At 71.3% G+C, this 19509-nt stretch carries 13 protein-coding genes; 3 read left to right on the forward strand and 10 right to left on the reverse strand.

Annotated elements, in window-relative coordinates; all coding sequences use genetic code 11:
• Window positions 1-4 precede the first annotated feature (4 nt).
• Window positions 5-469, reverse strand: coding sequence for a hypothetical protein (locus tag DDJ31_RS04320; RefSeq protein ID WP_127181621.1), 465 nt, complete (start codon window positions 467-469; stop codon window positions 5-7).
• A gap of 111 nt (window positions 470-580) precedes the next feature.
• On the opposite strand from DDJ31_RS04320, the gene DDJ31_RS04325 reads away from it, so the two are divergent.
• Entirely contained in the window at window positions 581-1243 is a 663-nt protein-coding gene (locus tag DDJ31_RS04325) for a nucleotidyltransferase domain-containing protein (protein WP_127181620.1), read from the forward strand.
• 152 nt (window positions 1244-1395) lie between these two features.
• Here the strand turns inward: DDJ31_RS04325 and DDJ31_RS04330 are convergent, their stop codons facing one another.
• Both DDJ31_RS04330 and DDJ31_RS04335 read right to left on the reverse strand, forming a co-directional pair.
• Window positions 1396-2574 carry a Cmx/CmrA family chloramphenicol efflux MFS transporter gene (locus DDJ31_RS04330; RefSeq protein ID WP_127181619.1) on the reverse strand — a complete coding sequence of 393 codons (1179 nt, stop codon included), beginning with the start codon at window positions 2572-2574 and terminating at the stop codon, window positions 1396-1398.
• A 293-nt stretch (window positions 2575-2867) separates the two neighbouring features.
• Entirely contained in the window at window positions 2868-3128 is a 261-nt protein-coding gene (locus DDJ31_RS04335) for a hypothetical protein (protein ID WP_127181618.1), read from the reverse strand.
• A 329-nt stretch (window positions 3129-3457) separates the two neighbouring features.
• Here DDJ31_RS04335 and DDJ31_RS04340 point away from each other — a divergent pair, with 329 nt between their 5' ends.
• On the forward strand, window positions 3458-4219 hold the full coding sequence (locus tag DDJ31_RS04340) for an SDR family NAD(P)-dependent oxidoreductase (RefSeq protein ID WP_127181617.1): 762 nt from the start codon (window positions 3458-3460) through the stop codon (window positions 4217-4219).
• Window positions 4220-4669: 450 nt separating this feature from the next.
• Here DDJ31_RS04340 and DDJ31_RS04345 read toward each other — a convergent pair whose 3' ends face one another.
• From DDJ31_RS04345 to DDJ31_RS04375, 7 genes are all read right to left on the reverse strand, one after another.
• A complete protein-coding gene (locus DDJ31_RS04345; protein ID WP_240678286.1) occupies window positions 4670-5254 on the reverse strand; it encodes a nitroreductase family protein in 585 nt (194 codons plus the stop codon).
• Window positions 5251-5730 carry a VOC family protein gene (locus DDJ31_RS04350; RefSeq protein ID WP_127181615.1) on the reverse strand — a complete coding sequence of 160 codons (480 nt, stop codon included), beginning with the start codon at window positions 5728-5730 and terminating at the stop codon, window positions 5251-5253. Before DDJ31_RS04350 ends, DDJ31_RS04345 begins: the two co-directional genes overlap by 4 nt.
• 28 nt (window positions 5731-5758) lie before the next feature.
• Window positions 5759-6016 carry an acyl carrier protein gene (locus DDJ31_RS04355; protein ID WP_127181614.1) on the reverse strand — a complete coding sequence of 86 codons (258 nt, stop codon included), beginning with the start codon at window positions 6014-6016 and terminating at the stop codon, window positions 5759-5761.
• Window positions 6009-7898, reverse strand: coding sequence for an HAD-IIIC family phosphatase (locus tag DDJ31_RS04360; RefSeq protein WP_127181613.1), 1890 nt, complete (start codon window positions 7896-7898; stop codon window positions 6009-6011). The genes DDJ31_RS04355 and DDJ31_RS04360 overlap by 8 nt, the downstream gene beginning before the upstream one ends.
• On the reverse strand, window positions 7895-8938 hold the full coding sequence (locus DDJ31_RS04365) for a ketoacyl-ACP synthase III family protein (RefSeq protein ID WP_164785047.1): 1044 nt from the start codon (window positions 8936-8938) through the stop codon (window positions 7895-7897). Before DDJ31_RS04365 ends, DDJ31_RS04360 begins: the two co-directional genes overlap by 4 nt.
• 62 nt (window positions 8939-9000) lie before the next feature.
• Window positions 9001-11091: a SidA/IucD/PvdA family monooxygenase gene (locus DDJ31_RS04370; RefSeq protein WP_164785046.1), complete on the reverse strand. Its 2091-nt coding sequence runs from the start codon at window positions 11089-11091 to the stop codon at window positions 9001-9003.
• Between the two features lie 23 nt (window positions 11092-11114).
• Window positions 11115-18080 carry a non-ribosomal peptide synthetase gene (locus DDJ31_RS04375; RefSeq protein WP_127181611.1) on the reverse strand — a complete coding sequence of 2322 codons (6966 nt, stop codon included), beginning with the start codon at window positions 18078-18080 and terminating at the stop codon, window positions 11115-11117.
• Window positions 18081-18491: 411 nt separating this feature from the next.
• Here DDJ31_RS04375 and DDJ31_RS04380 point away from each other — a divergent pair, with 411 nt between their 5' ends.
• Window positions 18492-19448, forward strand: coding sequence for a thioesterase domain-containing protein (locus tag DDJ31_RS04380; RefSeq protein WP_127181610.1), 957 nt, complete (start codon window positions 18492-18494; stop codon window positions 19446-19448).
• The last annotated feature ends 61 nt before the right edge of the window (window positions 19449-19509 follow it).

Below are 19509 nucleotides of genomic sequence, written 5' to 3' on the forward strand. Positions count from 1 at the left end.
GGGTCTACTTGCCGTCGGTGAGTTGGGAGAGCAGAGCCGTCAGCACCCTGGCGAGCGCCGCGTCCTTCAGGGCCCGCTTGTGCACGGTCACACTCCACCGCCCCTGAGTGTCCCGCTTGACCACGACCTCGGTCTGCAACAACGTGACGGCCAGCGCCCCCACGGACACGGACACCGGGTCGAACCGTTCCATCGGCGACCGCACATACTCCACGGCCTCAGCGACGACGCCGTCCCCGCTCAGCGCGAGATACTCCAACGCCGCCCGCGCGACGTCGCCTTCTCCTTCACCGGCGCCCGGTTCGACCCCCGCGGTCTCGAGGGCGTCCCTCAACTCCTTCTCGTGCACGGCAATTTCCGTGGCCGAGGACAGCAACCCCCTGTCCTCCACCAGCACCGTCAACGCCCGCACAGCCTCCACGTCGGAGAGCGCACGAATCTCGCGTACCTGCTCATCTCGCTGCGACATGAGCCAAGTCTGCTCCTCCCCGGGGCGTGCGGGGCCAGGTTGCGGGTGAGTCGTCACCACGGGTGGTGCGTCTGTTCGCCGCCGCAGAGGAGTTCGGCTGGATTTCCTGCGGTGAGCGAGCAACTGCCCAGCGGCGGCGTCGAGCTGTCACCCGACGAGATCGAAGCCCTCGACGCCAGATGGTCTTCCTGCTGGAGCCCGAGCGAGGTCGCGCAGCGGTTGGCCGGGGTCGGTACGCCCTGGTACGTGGCCGCGGGCTGGGCGCTGGACCTGTTCCACGGCAGGCAGACGCGCGCTCATGGGGACATCGAGATCGCGATCCCGGCCGCGAGCTTTCCCGAGGTCCGCCACCGCTTCCCCGGACACGTGTTCGACGCGGCGGGCAGTGGCCGGATCTGGGAGGACGCCACGCCGGAGGTACTGGCCGCGGTGCATCAGACGTGGCTCCGCGATCCGGCCACCGGCAACTACCTGCTCGACGTGTTCCGCGAACCGCACGACGGCGACACCTGGATCTGTCGACGCGATGAGAGGATCCGGCTTCCCTACGGCGACCTCATCCACCACACCCAGGACGGCATCCCGTATCTGGCGCCGGAACTGGTCCTGCTGTTCAAGGCCAAGCGTGCCCGCCGAAAAGACCGATCCGACTTCGAGGCGACCGTCCCCCACCTGTCCCCGGCTCAGCGCGAGACCCTGGCCGAGCTACTCGATCGGGTACACCCGGGGCACCAGTGGATCGCGGCTCTACAGGCGACTGCTGGCGGCAGTTGACGCGGAGAGGCCGCCAGTTCCGGGGCCTTCTGGGACGCGGTGAGCGAGCCGTGCGGGCTGCCGTAGTCGTTCGGCCGCAACGTGGACGCGTGGTCGGAGGCGATCGCAACTCGAGGCATCTCCCTCGGTGGTCCAGGGGGCGTTCGCATGCGTCACCGGAGCGCCTCGCTGCTCCGGCCGGCCGCGACCACGGTGCGCAGGGGGAACGCGATGAGTAGCGCGACGGCGACGAGAAACCCGCTCACCCACAACGGCCCGAGGTTCCCGGCCGCAGTGGTCAGGGTGGTTGCGGCGACGAGCGGTCCGGCGGCTGCGCCGATGTTGAGTGCGGCGGTCGCGTAGGAGCCGGCCATGGTGGGAGCCTCGGCCGCCTCGTAGAGGATCCGCGTGATCAGGGTGCTGCCAAGCGCGAACGACAGCGCACCCTGGACGAACACGAGGACGAGCAGCGCGACCGGCCGGTCGGCCAGCACCGCCAGGGCGGGCCAGCCGATGAGCAGCAGCGGGCCGCCGACGGCGAGGACCGACCCCGGGCGCTGGTCGGACAGCCGTCCGGCGACGGTGACGCCGACGAAGGAACCGGCGCCGAAGAGCACCAGGACGACGGGGACCCACAGCTCGCCCAGCCCGGCGGTGCCGGTCACGACCGGGGCGAGGAACGTGATGCCGGCGAAGGTCGCCGCGTTCACCAGCGCCGCGAGCAGCACGACCACGAGCAACCGCGGACTTCCGAGCTGTGCGAGCTCCGCTCGCAGGGTCGGCCCCTCAGCCGCGTCCTTCTGCCCGCGGCGCGCCGGGACGCCGGTGACGATGCCGATGGCCGCGGGCAGGCAGAGCGCGGCGACGGCCCAGAACGTGGCTCGCCAGCCGAGCAGGGTACCGAGCACCGATCCTCCGGGGACGCCGGCGACCATGGCCACCGTGGTGCCCGACAGCAGCACGGCGGGGGCGCGTCCCTTCTGGTCGGCGGGGACCAGCGTGGCGGCGGTCGTCAGAGCAACGGCGAGGAACCCGGCGTTCGCGAGCGCTGCGACCACCCGGGTCGCGAACAGGACCGGGAAGCCCTCGGTGGCGGCGCCCAGGGCGTGGGCTGCCAGGAACACGAGGACGAACCCGAACAGGCTCGCCCGTCCGGGCCGCTTGCGGGCGAGCGCGGCCATGAGCGGGGCGCCGACGATCATGCCGATCGCGTATGCCGAGGTGAGCGTGCCCGCTGTCCCGACGGTGACGCCGAGATCTGAGGCGATGTCCGGCAGGAGGCCGGCGAGCATGAACTCCGAGGTGCCCATGGCGAAGACCGCCAGGGCAAGCAGGTACAAGGGAAGAGGCATCGAGTGGGCTCCGAGGCGAGGCGAGGCACGAGAAGGTCATCTCGTCACCGCGGCCAGCCCCCGCGGCACATGTCGTCCGACCGCGGAACACGGCGTGACGACAGGCTGCGAGCTCAGTGGTTCAGGGGCTGACGGCGTGACCGAAAGCCCCCACCGTGTCTGACTCAGGACTCGACATGCCCCGCACGCTACCCGACCGACACCTGCCAAGGCATGCCAATTGCAACGGCGTTGACCCTCACGTCCCGCAACGACCAAGCGTGGCCGCGCGGGTACCCACGCGAGGGCTGCGGTCAGCCGAAGGGGTCGCCCAGGACGCCGTCGAGGCGGATGAGTCCGCGGCCGTCGTCGTCAGAAACCGCGTACACGGTGTGGGTCCAGCCGTGCTCGGCGGCGTACTGCCTGGTCCAGGCGAGGAGTTCGCCGATGTCGACCTGGTCCAGGATCTCGTACTCGTAGGATGTGTTGGTCGAGCGGTCCCAGAAGTAGACGCGGCAGTCGGCGTGGTCCTGTTCCCAGGTGGTGTCCCTTGGGTCAATGGTGCGAATCGCCATGGAGCCAGGCCGTCTCGTCGGCGCCATGGTCAACACGGCGCTGGAAGCCGGACCGGCGGTCGCCCTCGCCGTCCTGACGACCCTGGCCGCCGCCCGCGCCACCGGCCTCATCCACGCGGGAGGGACCACGGCGTCCGCGCTGAGCGGCGGATACGCGGCCTCGTTCTCCCTCGCTGCCGCGGTCTTCGCCGTCGCCGCGATGGGCACACTTGTCCTGCTGCCCGCCCGGCCTCGGGGAGACGGCCGCTGCCGGACCGGCCCCCGGCCCTCCGTCGCCCCGACATCCCGCCCTTGTTCCACGCCGTACGACACCTCTCAAGGAGCATCCCGTGACCGCCCGTTTCAAGGACAAGGTCGTCATCGTCACCGGAGCCGGATCCGGTATCGGCCGGGCCAGCGCCCGAGCCTTCGCCCGGGAGGGCGCCACCGTCGTCGCCGCCGGCGCCCGGCCGGAGAGCATCACGGAGACGGTCCGCCTCATCGACGAGGACGGTGGCACCGCCAGCGCGGTCGTCGCCGACGTCACCAGCCCCGAGGCCATCGAGGCCCTGGTGAGCACCACCGTCGAGCGCCACGGCGGCCTGCATGTCGCCCACAACAACGCCGGGGTCTTCGGCCGGCCCGCCCCGGTCGGCGACCTTGAACTGTCCTCCTGGCATTCGGTGTTGAACACCAACCTCACCGGCGTCCTCATCAGCATGCAGGCGGAGATCGCCCACATGCGGGCGCACGGCGGCGGCACCATCGTCAACACCGCCTCCAACATCGGCTATCACGGCCGTCGGCCGGGCATGGCCGCCTACGCCGCTTCAAAGGCCGCCGTCAGCACCCTCACCAAGGTCGCCGCCCTCGACCACATCAAGGACGGCATCCGCATCAACGCGGTCAGCCCAGGCGCCACGGACACCAGCATGTCGCTGCGTCCCGGCGAATCCGACGCCGACCGCGCTGCGCGCCTGGCCACGACCGTGCCGATCGGCCGCGTCGCGACGACCGATGAGATCGTCGCGGCCGTGCTCTGGCTGGCCTCCGACGAATCGAGCTTCGTGGTCGGCCACGATCTCGTCGCCGACGGCGGCGTCACCACCTGACGTCCCGCCCGCGCCCGGCCCAGGCGTCCCGGCTTAATGACCTGACGGTTGCGAAGCCGGGACGCCCTGCTTTCCGGCACAGATCCCTCCGTGGGCATCCCCCTGTGCAAGCTGGCCCGCCGACGCCGTGGTCTTCCTGCTGTCGGCCCAGACCTCGCACATCACGATGCCGGACCTCACCGTCGACGGCGTCGCGACCCCCGGCGTCCGGCTCCCGACCACGGCCGCCCCGCCGCGAGCGTCCTCCGGGGGAATCCCGCAAGCACGATCCGGAAGATCGAGCCTCGATCGGCGATCCCGCTCGCGCCCGCGCCGGTCCGGGCGGTCCGCGGGGCGACGGAGGGGTCGGGCCCGTGCGTGTGGGCCCGACCCCTCCGTCGCCCCGCTTCCGCCCGCACCCGGCGTCTCACCAACACCGGTCAGTGGCCGCCGCGTTGCTCCGACCGCTTCTCACCCGTCCCCCGTCGCCGGCGTCGACTCCGGTCGGTGGCTGGACAGTTCTTCGAAGCGGGTGATGGTGGCCGAGACGTCGTCCGGGATCCGCCTGCGTTGGGCGGTTCCGGTCTCGGGGGTGCCGATGTCCAGGACGCCGAGGAGGCGTTCGGGGCCGCGCAGGCCCAGGAACCGTCCTACCCCCGGGCTGGTGGCGAGCTGGCCGGTGCGCCAGATGCTGCCGTACTCCCTGGCGTGCAGGAGCAGCATCAGCGCGTGGGCCACGCAGCTCGCGGCGGCCAGTTGCTCCCACTCGGGGATGCGGTGCGCGCGGGGGACGAAGACCAGCGCGGCGGAGAGCGGCGCCCGCTGGTACTTGGCCCTGAGCGCCTCGGTCGCCGCCGCGTCGGCTCCGGTCTCCTCGGCTATCCGCAGGCCGAGTTCGGCGCGTTCGTCGCTGCGCAGCAGGATCCAGCGCCAGGGCCTGAGCCTGCCGTGGTCGGGGGCGAGGCTCGCGCCCCGCAGCAGGTAGGCGAACTCCTCGTCGTCGGGGGCGGGTGCGCGCAGGGTGTGCTCGCTGCGGCGGGTGAGTACGGCGGTCATGACGTCCATGGGGGGATGCCTCTCTCTGGCCGTGTCCGGGTGGAAAGTCGCCGGGCCGGGGTCCGTGCGTAGTGGACGAGTTCGAGCAGGAGTTCCGCCGGTTCCGGCAGGTACATGAAGGCCACGGTCATGCCTGGTCTGGCCCCGCGGCAAGGTGCGGCGTCGAGTGCGAGGAGGCCGCGCTCGCGCAGGGCGCGGGTCTCCAGGGCGAGGTCGTCGACGGTCAGGGCGAGGTGGTAGAGGCCGGGTCCCTGCTCGGCGAGGCGTCCGTCGACGGCGGAGCCGGGGCCGGTCGGGGAGACCAGCTCGATCTCGGTGCCCTCGGGATCGCCCGGCAGGCCCCAGAACTCGCAGGCGACCCGGTAGCCGTCGGCGACGCCCCGGTCGGTCCTGGTCAGGCCGAGTGCGCCGAGCTGGGCGCCGGCCGCCCGGGGGTCGGCGGTGGCGAGTCCGACGTGGTCGATGCCGAGGATCATGGCGGGGCTCCTGGTGCGCTCGCGCCGGTCATCCGGCGGGGGTGGCCCGGGTTTCGAGGCGGCGGTCGATCTCGTCGGCGAGTTCGCCGACCGTCCGGATGGTCAGGTAGTGGCGCAGGTCGAGCCGGACGCCGTAGGCCTGTTCGACGGTGGCGAGCAGGCGCACGGCGACCAGGCTGCCCCAGCGGCCGAGTCCGGTGAACGGCGAGTCGGCGGTGATCTCGTCCGCCGGGTGCCGGGTGACGCGGGCGACGAGGCCGGGCAGGGTGGTCATCACGTCAGGCATGGTCGAGTGCCTCCTTGGGCGTGAGCGCGATCCAGTCGGGGGTGAGGGTGCCGAGCGCGTCGAGGCGGGCCCGGTAGCGGGCGCCGTCGCCGTCCGTGCGGGCGAGGCCGGCCTCGGGGTAGAGGCGGGCTGCGGGTCCGTTGCGGCCGGTGGGGGTGAAGTCCGCCTCGACGAGGGTGGCGCCGGCCGCTCTGGCCAGGTCGGTGACGTGCTGGAGGACGGCCCGTTCGACGCCGCGGGAGAGCACCCGGCAGCTCAGGACCATGTTCCGCACCCGCCAGCTGTCGGGGCCGCGGTCGACCCAGACCCCGCCGACGACGCCCTCGGCGCCGAAGCGGTCGGTGACCTCCACGGTGAGCACGGCGTGGTCGGCGGAGTCGGCCATCCGGCGGGTGACGGCCTCTCCGTGCGCCGCACCGGTCATGTTGAACTGGTTAGTGCGGGAGGCGAGTTGGACGAGCCGGGGCAGGGTGTACGGGTCCACCGGGCGCACCTGGACGCGGATGCCGAGGCCGGTGAGGTACTCCTCGGCGGAGTCGTGCGCGGCGCCGAAGCGGTGCCGGTCGCGCCGTCTGCGGTAGAGCGCGGTGCGTTCGATGTCGGTGGTCGTGGTGCCCAACTGGGCCCATCTGGCCGGGTCCAGGACCTTCGAGGAGTGGTCGGCGGGGTCGCCGTCCAGGTGGACGACGTCCACCTGGGGAAGTGAGCCGCCGACCAGACCGCACTCGAAGGCGCTGTCGTCGGCGAACGCGAACGCGTCGAGCCCCAGGGCGAGTTCCTCGGCCAGTGCGGCGATCCGGCTGTCCTTGGGCTGCCAGTCGGCGAGGACGGCGACGAAGTCGTCGGGCCGCAGCACCATGTCGGGGTGGCCGGAGAGGACCTCGTCGACCGGACCGGCGTCGTTCTTGCTGCACACGGCGAGCAGTACGCCCTGGCGGCGCAGGGCGAGGGCCCGGCGCTGGAGGTCGGTGTAGCAGTCTCCCGGGTAGAGGGTGCCGAGTTCGATGCCGGTGGGGCCGTCGTCGCCGACGACGCCGCCCCACAGAGTGTTGTCGAGGTCGAGCACGAGGACCTTGCGGCCGAGGCCGGTGACGGCGCGGGCGAAGGCCGACGCCTCCCGGGCGCAGGCGAGTTCGGCGTGCGGGGTCCACGCCATCCGGCCGTGGCGGTAGCGCCGTTCGTCACGGGCCGGGCCTTCAGTGTCGGCGAGGGCGGCCTCCAGGTCGGCGGTGTACAGGCCGTCGTGCTCCTCGCCCGCCCGCAGCAGCAGGGTGTTGGTCTCGCGCCAGATCCGGCCGAGGGCGGCCCGGGAGCGGTAGCCGATCACGGTGTCCCGGTCGGGGCGGGGCAGCGGGACGGTGTGCAGCAGGACGGCGGAGCCGGTGCGTGCGGCGAAGGCGGCCGCCGCGCGGACGGTGGCCGCGGCCCGTTCCAGCAAGGTGGCGCGGACCCCGTCCAGGTCCGTGGGGTCCCAGTCGGCGGGGAGGAGGGCGCCGGAGTGCTGGAGGCAGAGCGTGATGTCGGGCCGGAACGCGGTCAGTTCGGAGGCGGGGTCGGTGAGTTGGTCGCCGAGGCGGTCGTAGGGGCAGAGGTGGATCTCGGAGTCGAGGCCCGCGGCGAGCAGCGCGGTCCGCAGCAGCGGCACCACGCCGTCGGCGGTGAAGGTGGCGGCGACGGCGATCCGCAGGGGCGTGGTCCGGCGTGGCGCGGCGCGGCGGACCCGGTCCGCGGTGACGTCGGCCAGCAGCAGTCCGGCCTCGCAGAGCAGCAACGGGTCGTCGCAGCGGGCGAGTTCGTCGCCGAGACCGGGGTCGGTGGCGGTCGGGTCGCCGAGCAGGGCGTCGACGCGGGCGAGCAGGGCGTCGGCGTCGGTGCCGGTCATGAGGGGCCGGGCGACCAGCGCGGCCGCTCGATGATCTCGACGACGGCGCACGCGTAGGTGAAGCCCATGCCGATGCCGCACAGGGCGATCCGGTCACCCGGCGCCGCCTCGCCGGTCTCCAGGAGGTGGGTGAGGCCGGCGATCTGGTCGGCGGCGCCGATGTGGCCGACCCGGCGGCCCCACTCCCAGGTGGTCTTCTCGTCGGTGATCCCGAACGTCTCGCGGAACGGGACGTCGTCCAGGGTGCGGCCGACGTTGGTGAGGACCCAGCGGTCGATGTCGGCCGCGTCGAGGCCGGCGTCGGCGAGGGCGACGGTGACGCTCTCCCGCTGCCGTTCGGTGAGCGACTGGACGATCTCCAGCAGGAGTTCGCCGTTCTCGGCGAGGTAGTCGTCGCGCCGGGAGCGCAGATCGACCGGCTCGTCGGCGGAACTCTCCTGCGCGAAGGGGCTGTTGCCGAGGTAGACGGCTCCGTAGGTGCCGTCGCTGATCACGGCTGTGGAGAGCAGGCGGGCGACGCCGCCGGTGCGGGAGAGCACCAGGCCGGTGCCGCCGTCGCCGAAGACGACGCCCTTGTCGGAGCGGTAGCGGTCGAAGCCGGGCAGCGCGAAGACGTCGCTGGTGGTGAGCAGGGCGGCGGCCGGTTCCGGGTGGTTGGCGAGGTAGGCGGCGGCGATCTCGACGGCGGCGAGCCCGCCGTTGGAGTACTGCTTGACCTCGACGGCGGCGGCGCTGCCGCCGACGGTGCGGCCCTGGACGTAGGAGGCCGGGGCGAAGTGGTCGAGGCCCTGGTGGTTGCAGCTGGAGTGGACGACCAGGCGGATGTCGTCGGCGCCCGCCGTGGCGCGGTCCATCACCAGGCCGCCCGCCCGCACGGCGAGTTCGACGGCGGGACCGTCGTCGGCGACGCTGATGGACAGGAAGCCGTCCGCGGCGGCCTCGTCGGCGTCGTAGCGGCCCTCCGCCACGGCGTCATCGGTCCGCTCGCCGCGGCCGAGCACGGCCGCGCAGGCATTGACATAGATTCCGTTCCACCGCATACGACGCGGTCTCCCTCCGGGTTGGTCGCCGATGTCGTTGTCGCCGCCCTCGTCGTGGGCGGTCAGCGCACGGTCTGTCCTGCCTCCCGCGCGAGCGCCGCGTCCGTGCCGGCGGGCGGGCCGCCCAGCGTGCAGCCGCAGCTGCCGGGCCCGTCGTCGGGGCGGGCCGATCGGGGCGCCAGGTCGAAGACGTCGGCGACGAAGGTGCGCCGCTCCTCGCCCAGGTCGCGTGCCATGTCGGCGGCTGCCAGCGCCCGGTTGTCCTCGTCGAGGTCCTGCGACAGCTTGAAGCGGCCGGTCAGTTCGTGGATGTCGACCTCGAACCCGACGACGTGGGAGAGGAGTTGGTCGATGCGTTCGTCGTCGGGCCGCAACCGGTAGGAGCCGGGCCGGGGTTCCGCCTGTTCGCACAGGCCGTTGAAGACCCGCAGCAGCTCGTCCCGGCCGGAGAAGAGGCGGGCGCGGCCGTGGACGTGGACGGACATCGAGTTCCAGGTGGGCAGCTTGTCCGTCTTCAGCACGTCGGGCGAGAGGTAGGAGTTGGGTCCGTGGAAGACGACGGTGACCGGCCGGTCGCGCAACAGCTCGACCTGGGGGTTGGACCGGTCGAGGTGGCCGATCAGGGTGCCGTGTTCGCCGCCGCGGTCGCGTTCCACCACCAGCGGGACGTGCGTCACCAGGACCCGGGCGTCCCGGTCGGCGGAGATGACGGTGGCGAAGTTGAACCGCTCCATCACGGCCCTGACGCGCTCCAGGTCCTTCTCCACGTAGTGGTCCGGCGGGTAGGGGCCGGCGGACGGCCGGTCCTCGGGGCGCCGGGCGCGGAGGTCGTCGATGATCCGCTGGGACCTGAAGGGCAGCAGCGAGAGCAGGGTGTCCCCGATGCCGTACGCCCCTTCCGCGTACCCCTGGACGTAGAACCCGGCGGTGAGGGATTCGTCTGCGTCGACCCGGCAGTCGGCGGAGACGAGCAGCGCGCCGAAGTCGTCGCGGCGCAGCAGCGGGTCGAGTCCGGCGAAGACGGCGGGGTCGAGTTCGCGGGTGTAGCCGGTCGCGAGGACCACGCCGTCGCAGATGGCCGTCCGGTCGGGGCCGCCGGTCCGGTCGCGCACCAGCACGTTCAGCCGGGGGCCGTCCTCGGTGATCCGGGTGACGTCGCAACCGCGGTGGACCACGAGGCGGGGTTCGCCGCGTACCTCGTCGGCGTAGGTGATGTCGTAGAGCGTGTCGAGGTAACCGGCTTCCACGGCACCGTAGTTGGTGTTGCGCAGCTCGGTTCTGAGGAGGGCACGGCGGTGCGGGTCGTCGGCGTAGAACGCGTCGGCGTTCTGCCGGTAGAACTGCTCGTTGACGAAGGGGTTGTTGTCGGTGGCCCGCAGGGCGTACCCGGGGACGAAGAGGTGGACCTTCGCGTTCGGGTAGTGGGTGAGCATGTGGGCGGCGATCTCGGCGGCGCTCTGCCCGTCGCCCACCACGCCGAGGTCGAGCGCGGCGTCGTGGTCGGGGAACCGGTGGGGGAAGGCGGGCAGGAACCGGGACGAGTGGATGACCGACGGGGTGTCGCAGATCCGGTCGGGGGTTCCGCGGCGCGGGGTGCCGCCGCCCGCGTGGACGACGTTGCGGGCGTAGAGGGAGTACGGCGTGCCGGTGGCGGTGTCCCGTACCCGGACGTGCAGCAGGTCGAGGGCCGTCGATCCCGGTCCGGTCACCGGGGTGACAGAGACGACCTCGGAGCGGTATCTGACGACGTCGGCGAAGTGGCCGGCGACCCAGCTCAGGTAGTCCTGGTACTCCAGGCGGGTGGGTCTGGTCACCCCGATGTTGACGAACTTCTCCAGCCTGCCCTTGGCCTTCAGATAGGAGAGGAAGGTGTAGGGGCTGGCCAGGTTCCGCAGGGAGACCAGGTCCTTGAGGTAGGAGATCTGCATCCGGGCGCCTTCGAGGAGCATGCCCGGGTGCCAGTGGACGCCGGTGTTGCGTTCGAGGAAGAGGCGGTCGGCTCCGGGGTCGAGTTCCTCGGCGGCGATGGCGAGGGCCAGGTTGGAGGGCCCGAAGCCGATGCCGATCAGGTCGAGGGGGTCGGCCGGGTCGGTTCCCCGGCGAGGTGCGGGACCGGCCTGGCCGGACGGCAGGCCATGGGCACTGGGGGTCACAGCTCCACCCTTCTTTGACATGGTCACAGCACTCCTGTGGTCCGGGTCTCGGTGAACGCCGCGAGGGCCGCAACGGTGGGGTCCTCGAAGAACCTCTGCGGCGGGATCTCGACGCCCGTCTCGTCCCGGATGCGGGCGACGAGCCGGGTGGCGAGGAGGGAGTGGCCGCCGAGGGCGAAGAAGTTGTCGTGGACGCCGACGCCGTCCAGGTGGAGCACGTCCTGCCAGAGGGCGGCGAGGGTCTCCTCGGCCGGGGTGCGCGGCGGGGTGCGGTCGTGCCGGGCGGGCCCGTCCGGACGGGGCAGGGCGGCCCGGTCGACCTTGCCGTTGGGGGTGCGGGGCAGGGCGTCGAGGACGACGAAGGCGGACGGGACCATGTAGCCGGGGAGCCTGGACCGCAGGTGCCGTTCGACGGCCGGGACGAAGTCGGCGTCGCCGCACGCGGGTTCGGGGGCGGCGACGAACTGGGCGGCGTCGCAGCCGGAATCAGGGGCGGGGACAAACTCGGCTTCGTCACGCCCGGATTCAGGGGCAGGGACGAACTCGGCCTCGACGCGACCGGATTCAGGGGCGGCGACGAACTCCGCGCCGCCACGCCCGGGTTCGGGAGCATCGACCAACTCGGCCTCTCCGCAACGAGATTCAGAGGCAGGGACGGACTCCGCGTCGTCGCGCCCGGATTCAGGGGCGGGGACGAGGTGGGCGATCAGGGTGGCGCCGGCGGGGCCGGTCTCGTCGACGGTCACCACCGCGTCGCCGACCAGGCCGGAGCCGTCCAGGACGCGTTCGATCTCCCCCAGCTCGATGCGGAATCCCCGCACCTTCACCTGATGGTCCACCCGCCCCCGGAACTCCAACTCACCCTCCGGCGTCCACCGCGCCAGATCCCCCGTCCGATACAGCCGGCCACCCTCCCCACCGAACCGGTCCGGCACAAAACGCTCCGCCGTCAGACCCGGACGACCCGAATAGCCCCGCGCCAGACCCGCACCGCCCAAGAACACCTCCCCCACCACACCCACCGGAACCAACTCACCCCACCCATCACACACATACACCCGCGTCCCCCCGATAGGACGCCCCACCGTCACCCCACCCGAACCCACCTCACACCACGTCGAATACGTCGTGTCCTCCGTCGGACCATACAAATTGAAAACACGCACACCCTCATCAACACCACGCACCCCCTCCACCACCGAAGAACGCAACACCTCCCCCGCCACATTCACCGCACCCACACCCACCGGAAACGCCCCCGCACCCACCAACGCCTCCACCGCCGACGGCACCGAATTAATCAACGAAGGAACCGGCACCACCCCACCCTCAACCAACTCCAACACATCACGCACCACCACCACCGACCCACCCACAGCCAACGGCGCAAACACCTCGAACACCGACAAGTCAAAACACACCGACGTCGAACCAAGAACCCGCGACAACAACTCCCCGCCAAACAAATTCACAGCCCACTCGACAAAAGCCACCGCACTCCCATGCGACAACACCACCCCCTTCGGCACACCCGTCGAACCCGACGTATAAATGCAATACGCCGCACCCCCCGAAAACACCTCCACACCCGGACCCACCAACGACCCAGCCCGCAACCCCACCTCATCCACACACACCACCACCACACCCTCACCCACCAACCCCTCAACCACCCCCACCACCGACCGATCACACACCACCACACCCACACCAGAATCAGCCGCCATAAACCTCAAACGCTCCACCGGATAACCCGGATCCAACGGCACATAACCAGCCCCCGCCTTCAACACCCCCAACATCCCCGCAACCATCCCCACACCCCGCGACACACACAAACCAACCAAACAATCAACCCCCACCCCCAAACCCACCAACCTCAAAGCAACCGCATTAGCCCACCCATCCAACTCCCCATAACTCACACCCACCCCACCACACTCCACCGCCACCACATCCCGACACCCCACCACCCGCCGCTCAAACAACTCATGCAAACCCACCACCCCACCACCCACCACACCCCCACCATCACCAAACCCCACCACCTCACCCCGACCCACACCATCCAGAACACCCACTTCATTCACCTGCATGTCCACTCCGTCCACCAGGCCCTCCAACAACACCGTGAACAACCCCACCAGCCGCTCCACAGAACCCCGGTCGAAAAGATCCGTGGCGAATTCGATCTCACCCTCCAGGCCGTTGCCGGGGCCGGTCTCGGAGAGGAAGAAGGCGAGGTCGAACTTGGCAGTCCTGGAGTCGTGTTCGTAGTAGCCGATGTCCAGGCCGGGGAGGGTGATGTCGCGGTTGCCGAAGCCGGGCACGGAGGTGCCGGGTTCGGCCTTGGAGCCGTGGGTCGTGGTGTAGCTGTAGGTCACCTGGAAGAGGGGGTGCCGGGAGAGGTCGCGGACGGGCTGGATCTCCTCGACGAGCTTCTCGAACGGCAGGTCCCGGTGGGCGTCGGCCCGCAGCATGGACGCGCGGACCTCGCGGAGCTGGGAGGCGAAGGTGTCGCCCGGGGCCAGCCGGGAGCGCAGGATCAGGGTGTTGACGAAGAGACCGATCAGGTTCTCGGTCTCCAGCCGGTCGCGGTTGCCCACCGCGTAGCCGACGCAGAAGTCGTCCTGGCCGCTGTAGCGGTGCAGCAGGATGTTGAAGGCGGTGGCGACCGTCATGAAGACGGTGGCGTCGTGGTCGTGGCTGATCTCCCGCAGGGCGTCGCTGAGTTCGGGGGTGAGGGTGAAGGAGACGGTGCCGCCGCCATGGCTGGGCACCGACGGGCGGGGACGGTCGGTGGGCAGGTCGAGGGCGTGCTCGGCGCCGTCGAGGTGGTCGCGCCAGAAGGCGAGGTGCCGCTCGACCTGGCGGTCTTCGAGCATGCGGTTCTGCCAGCGGGCGAAGTCGGTGTACTGGACGGCCAGTTCGGGCAGGTCGGCGGGCCGGCCGTCGACGAAGGCGCTGTAGAGGGCGGAGAGTTCGGTGAGCAGCACGTCGAGCGACCAGTCGTCGCCGAGGATGTGGTGCATGCTGACCATCAGGATGTGTCGGCGGGGGGCCAGCCTGACCAGGCCGATCCGGGTGAGCGGCCCCTCGGCGAGGTCGAAGGGCAGGTCGGCCTCCGCGGTGACCACCTCGTCGGCGGCGCGCCGGGGGTCCGGGGTCGCGGAGACGTCGATCAGGGGCAGCGGCCGGTGGACGAAGTCCTGTACGACGGGGTGCGGCACGCCGCCCCGCTCGGGGAAGACCGTCCTGAGCACCTGCTGCCGGCGGATGATCTCGTTGAGGGCGTGCTCCAGGGCGTCCGGGTCGAGGGCGCCGTCGAGCCGCCAGGCCGCGGCGATGTTGTAGAGGCTGCTGTTGGGGTTCATACGGTGCAGGAACCACATCCGCTGCTGGGCGTAGGAGGCGACGAGCGGCTCGTCGGCCGGGCCCGCGACGAGGGCGCCCTCGTCTACCCGGCCGGCCGCCTCCACCGTCTGCGCCAGGGCGGCGACGGTGGGAGCGTCGAAGACGTCGCGCAGCCGCACGTCCGCGCGCAGGACCTGGCGGATGCGGGCGACGAGCTGGGTGACGAGCAGGGAGTGGCCGCCGAGGGCGAAGAAGTTGTCGTGGACGCCGACGGAGTCCAGGTGGAGCACGTCCTGCCAGAGGGCGGTGAGGGTCTCCTCGGTCGGGGTCCTGGGCGCCGTGTGGGCGGGGTTCTGGGCGGCGGGGCGGGTCAGGGCGGACCGGTCGACCTTGCCGTTGGGGGTGCGGGGCAGGGCGTCGAGGACGACGAAGACGGACGGCACCATGTAGCCGGGCAGCGCGGACCGCAGGTGCCGTTCGAGGGCCGGGACGAAATCGGCGTAGCCGCAGGCGGATTCGGGGGCCGAGACGAACTCGGCTTCGCCGCGACCGGATTCAGGGCCGTCGAGCAACTCGGCCTCGCCAGAGCCGGATTCGCAGGCGGGTAGGAACTCTGCGTCGCCGCCACCGGATACAGAACCGGAGGCCAACTCGACGTCGCCGCTTCCGGATTCGAGGGCAGGGACCACGTGTGCCATGAGGGTGGCGCCGGTGGCGCCGGTTTCGTCGACGGTGACCACCGCCTCGCTCACCAGCCCCGAACGGTCCAGGGCGGCCTCGACCTCGCCGAGTTCGATGCGGAATCCCCGCACCTTCACCTGATGGTCCACCCGCCCCCGGAACTCCAACTCACCCTCCGGCGTCCATCGCGCCAGATCCCCCGTCCGATACAGCCGGCCACCCTCCCCACCGAACCGGTCCGGCACAAAACGCTCGGCCGTCAGACCCGGACGGCCCGAATAGCCCCGCGCCAGACCCGCACCGCCCAAGAACACCTCACCCACCACACCCACCGGAACCAACTCACCCCACCCATCACACACATACACCCGCGTCCCATTGATAGGACGCCCCACCGTCACCCCACCCGAACCCACCTCACACCACGTCGAATACGTCGTGTCCTCCGTCGGACCATACAAATTGAAAACACGCACACCCTCATCAACCCCACGCACCCCCTCCACCACCGAAGAACGCAACACCTCCCCCGCCACATTCACCGCACCCACACCCACCGGAAACGCCCCCGCACCCACCAACGCCTCCACCGCCGACGGCACCGAATTAATCAACGAAGGAACCGGCACCACCCCACCCTCAACCAACTCCAACACATCACGCACCACCACCACCGACCCACCCACAGCCAACGGCGCAAACACCTCAAACACCGACAAGTCAAAACACACCGACGTCGAACCAAGAACCCGCGACAACAACCCCCCACCCACACCACCAAACACACTCACAGCCCACTCGACAAAAGCCACCGCACTCCCATGCGACAACACCACCCCCTTCGGCACACCCGTCGAACCCGACGTATAAATGCAATACGCCGCACCCCCCGAAAACACCTCCACACCCGGACCCACCAACGACCCAGCCCGCAACCCCACCTCATCCACACACACCACCACCACACCCTCACCCACCAACCCCTCAACCACCCCCACCACCGACCGATCACACACCACCACACCCACACCAGAATCAGCCGCCATAAACCTCAAACGCTCCACCGGATAACCCGGATCCAACGGCACATAACCAACCCCCGCCTTCAACACCCCCAACATCCCCGCAACCATCCCCACACCCCGCGACACACACAAACCAACCAAACAATCAACCCCCACCCCCAAACCCACCAACCTCAAAGCAACCGCATTAGCCCACCCATCCAACTCCCCATAACTCACACCCACCCCACCACACTCCACCGCCACCACATCCCGACACCCCACCACCCGCCGCTCAAACAACTCATGCAAACCCACCACCCCACCACCCACCACACCCCCACCATCACCAAACCCCACCACCTCACCCCGACCCACACCATCCAGAACACCCACCTCACCCACCCGCACATCCACCCCGCCCACCACACCCTCCAACAACACCGTGAACAACCCCACCAACCGCTCCACAGAAACCCGATCGAAAAGGTCCGTGGAGAATTCGAAACCGCCCTCGATACGGCCCGAGGGTGTTTCCGAGAGCAGGAGGGAGAGGTCGAACTTGGCGGTGTTCTCCGTCAGGTCGACGCGTTCGAGGTCGAGGTCGCCCATGCGGAGTTCGCTCTCCGCGAGGTAGGTGAAGAGGGCCTGGAACAGGGGCTGGTGGTCGGTCCTGGCGCCGGGGGCGATCTCCTGGACGAGGCGGCCGAAGGGCAGGTCGCGGTGGTCGTAGGCGTCGATGAGGTTGCCGCGGACCTGGCGCACGAGTTCGTCGAAGGTGAGCCGGCCTGAGAGGTCGGAGCGCAGCACGAGGGTGTTGAGGAAGTAGCCGACGACGTGCTCGGCGTCGGGGTGGTCGCGGCCGTCCACGGGCAGGCCGACGCTGATGTCGTCCTCGCCGCACCACCGCGACAGCAGGGTCTGGAAGGCCGCGAGCAGCACCATGAACGGGGTCGCGTCGTTGCGCCGCCCGAGCGCGGTCAGGGACTCCACGAGGGGCGCGGGCAGGGTGAAGCGCACCACGTCGCCGCGGAAGCCGGGGGTGGCGGGGCGGATGCGGTCGAAGGGCATGTCGAGGGCGGCCGGGGCGCCTTCGAGGCGTCCTGTCCAGTAGTCGAGCAGTTCGCGCAGCCGGTCGCCGCTCAACGTCTCGCGCTGCCAGAGGGCGAAGTCGGCGTACTGGGCGACGGGTTCGGGCAGCGGGGAGGGCTCGCCGCGGCGGAACGCGTCGTAGAGGACGCCGAGTTCGCGGAAGAGGATGTCGAAGGAGGTCCCGTCGATCATGATGTGGTGGGCGGTGACGGCGAGGACGTGCTCCCGCTCGCCGGTGCGCACGAGTTGGAGCGACATCGGGCAGCGGTCCGCCAGGTCCAGGGGTGCGGCGGCGGCCGTGCGCAGCAGCGCGCGCAGCGCCTCGTCGCGTCCGGCGGACGGCACGGCGGTCAGGTCGTGGAGTTGGAGGGCGGGCGGGGCGGCGGGTTCGACCGTCTGCCGGGGCACTCCGTCGACGTCGGGGTAGCGGGTGCGCAACGCCTCGTGCCTGCGGACCAGTTCGGTCAGCGCGGCGCGCAGGGCGGGCTCGTCCAGGGTGCCGCGCAGCCTGACCGCCGACTGCTCGTGGTAGGCGGCGCCGGTCTCGCCGGTCCGGTCGAGGAACCAGAGTCCTTCCTGACCGAGGGAGAGGGGGGTCGCGGCGGGGCGGGGGACGCGCGCGAGGGGCCGCCGGTCGCGGTGGGCGGGGGCGGAAGGACGCTCGGTGCCGTCCGTCTCGGCCCGCAGCAGGTCGGTGATCTCCGCCTTGGCCTCGCGCAGCGCGGCCGTCCGCGCGGCGCTCAGCCCGTCCGGCGACCGGTACCGCAGCCGGTCGCCGTGCACCCACAACCGCACGCCGTCGGCGCGGAGTTCGTCGAGGAGTCGGCGGGCGTCGGTCTGCTGCGGCGATCCAGTCATGGCGGAGCCTTTCTGGCACGCGGAATCGGCCGGTCGAGGAGGGCGGCCTGGGACGGTCCTGGCGGCGGCGTCCCGCGCGGGGCACGGGGCGCGCCCGATTCCGGGAGCGGAGGTGACGCGGGGATTTCCCCTGTGACGAGGGCGCTTCGGCGCGGCGCCGAGGGTGGGCCGGGGTGCAGTCTCGATCACCGTAGGCAGCCCCCACGGACCCGTCAATCAAGAGTGCGCACGGCCGCCGCGAGGGCCTTTCAACCGCGGTTCGGCCCCGGTTGAACGCGCCGAACCCGGGCGGCCGGCAGCGGGTGTGTTCCGGCGGGACGTGCGCCGCCGTGACCGCCGGGTCACCCTGGCCGGTGGGGGACGCGCGCCGCCCGGCGCCGTCCTGACCCACGACAGGGGGCGTGATCGGCCGTGATCGACGAGCTGCTTCAGGAGCTGCGTGGCAGCAACGTGCGCGTCTGGGCGAAGGACGGGCGGCTGCACTTCGACGGGCCGAAGGACGTGATGACCCCCGAGCTGCTCGCTGTGCTGCGCGGCCACAAGGAGGAGTTGCTGCGGCGGCTGGCGGACGGACCGCGGGAGCGGCCCGCCGCGCGGGCGGCGGCGCCGGGCGCGGACCGGGACGCCGGGGCCGGGGTCCGGCTGAAGGTGCTCGCGCGCGCCGCCCGCGGTCTCGTGGTCTTCGTCCTGCCGCCGGCCGGGGCCGGGCCCTCCCTCTTCCACGCGTGGGGCGCCGCCGCGCCCGCGGGTGTGGAGGTGGTGGTGGTGCACGCGCCGGGCCGGGAGGACCGGATCGACGAGCCGCCCTACCGGGGGGTGGCCCCGCTCGCCGACGCGGTCGCCGCGGCGGTCGACGGCTACGGGGACCGCCCGTTCGCCGTCTTCGGGCACAGCGCGGGCGCCCTGGTCGGGCACCAGGTGCTGCGCAGGGTGCGTCCTGGCGGGGCGCGGCTGCTGGTGACGGCGGCGGCCACGCCGCCCGACCGGGTGGTGGGCGACGTGGCGGGGATGAGCGACGGCGATCTGCTGGCCGCGATGGCGGCGTGGGGCGGCACACCGGAGCAGGTCCTCGACGATCCGCTGGGCCGCGACGCGTTCCTGCCGTGTCTGCGGGCGGATCTGGAGGTCGTCGAGTCGTGCGCACGCGCCGAGGGCGACGTGGAGCCCGTCGACGTGCCCGTCCTCGCCCTGGCAGGCACCGACGACCCCTTCGCGCCGCTCTCCGAGTGCCTGCGCTGGGCCCGCTGGAGCACCGCGGGCTTCCGGGCGCACCTGGTGCCGGGCGGCCACTTCTTCCCGGCCACCGAGGGCGCCGAGATCCTGTCCCTGATCCAACGGCACGCGACGGGACGGGAACAGGGCGCCTGACAGCGGGCAGCGGGCAGCGGGCAGCGGGGACATCGCCGCGCCGACGACCGGCCCGGAGCCG

This window comes from Streptomyces griseoviridis, from assembly GCF_005222485.1.
GTDB lineage: Bacteria > Actinomycetota > Actinomycetes > Streptomycetales > Streptomycetaceae > Streptomyces > Streptomyces hintoniae.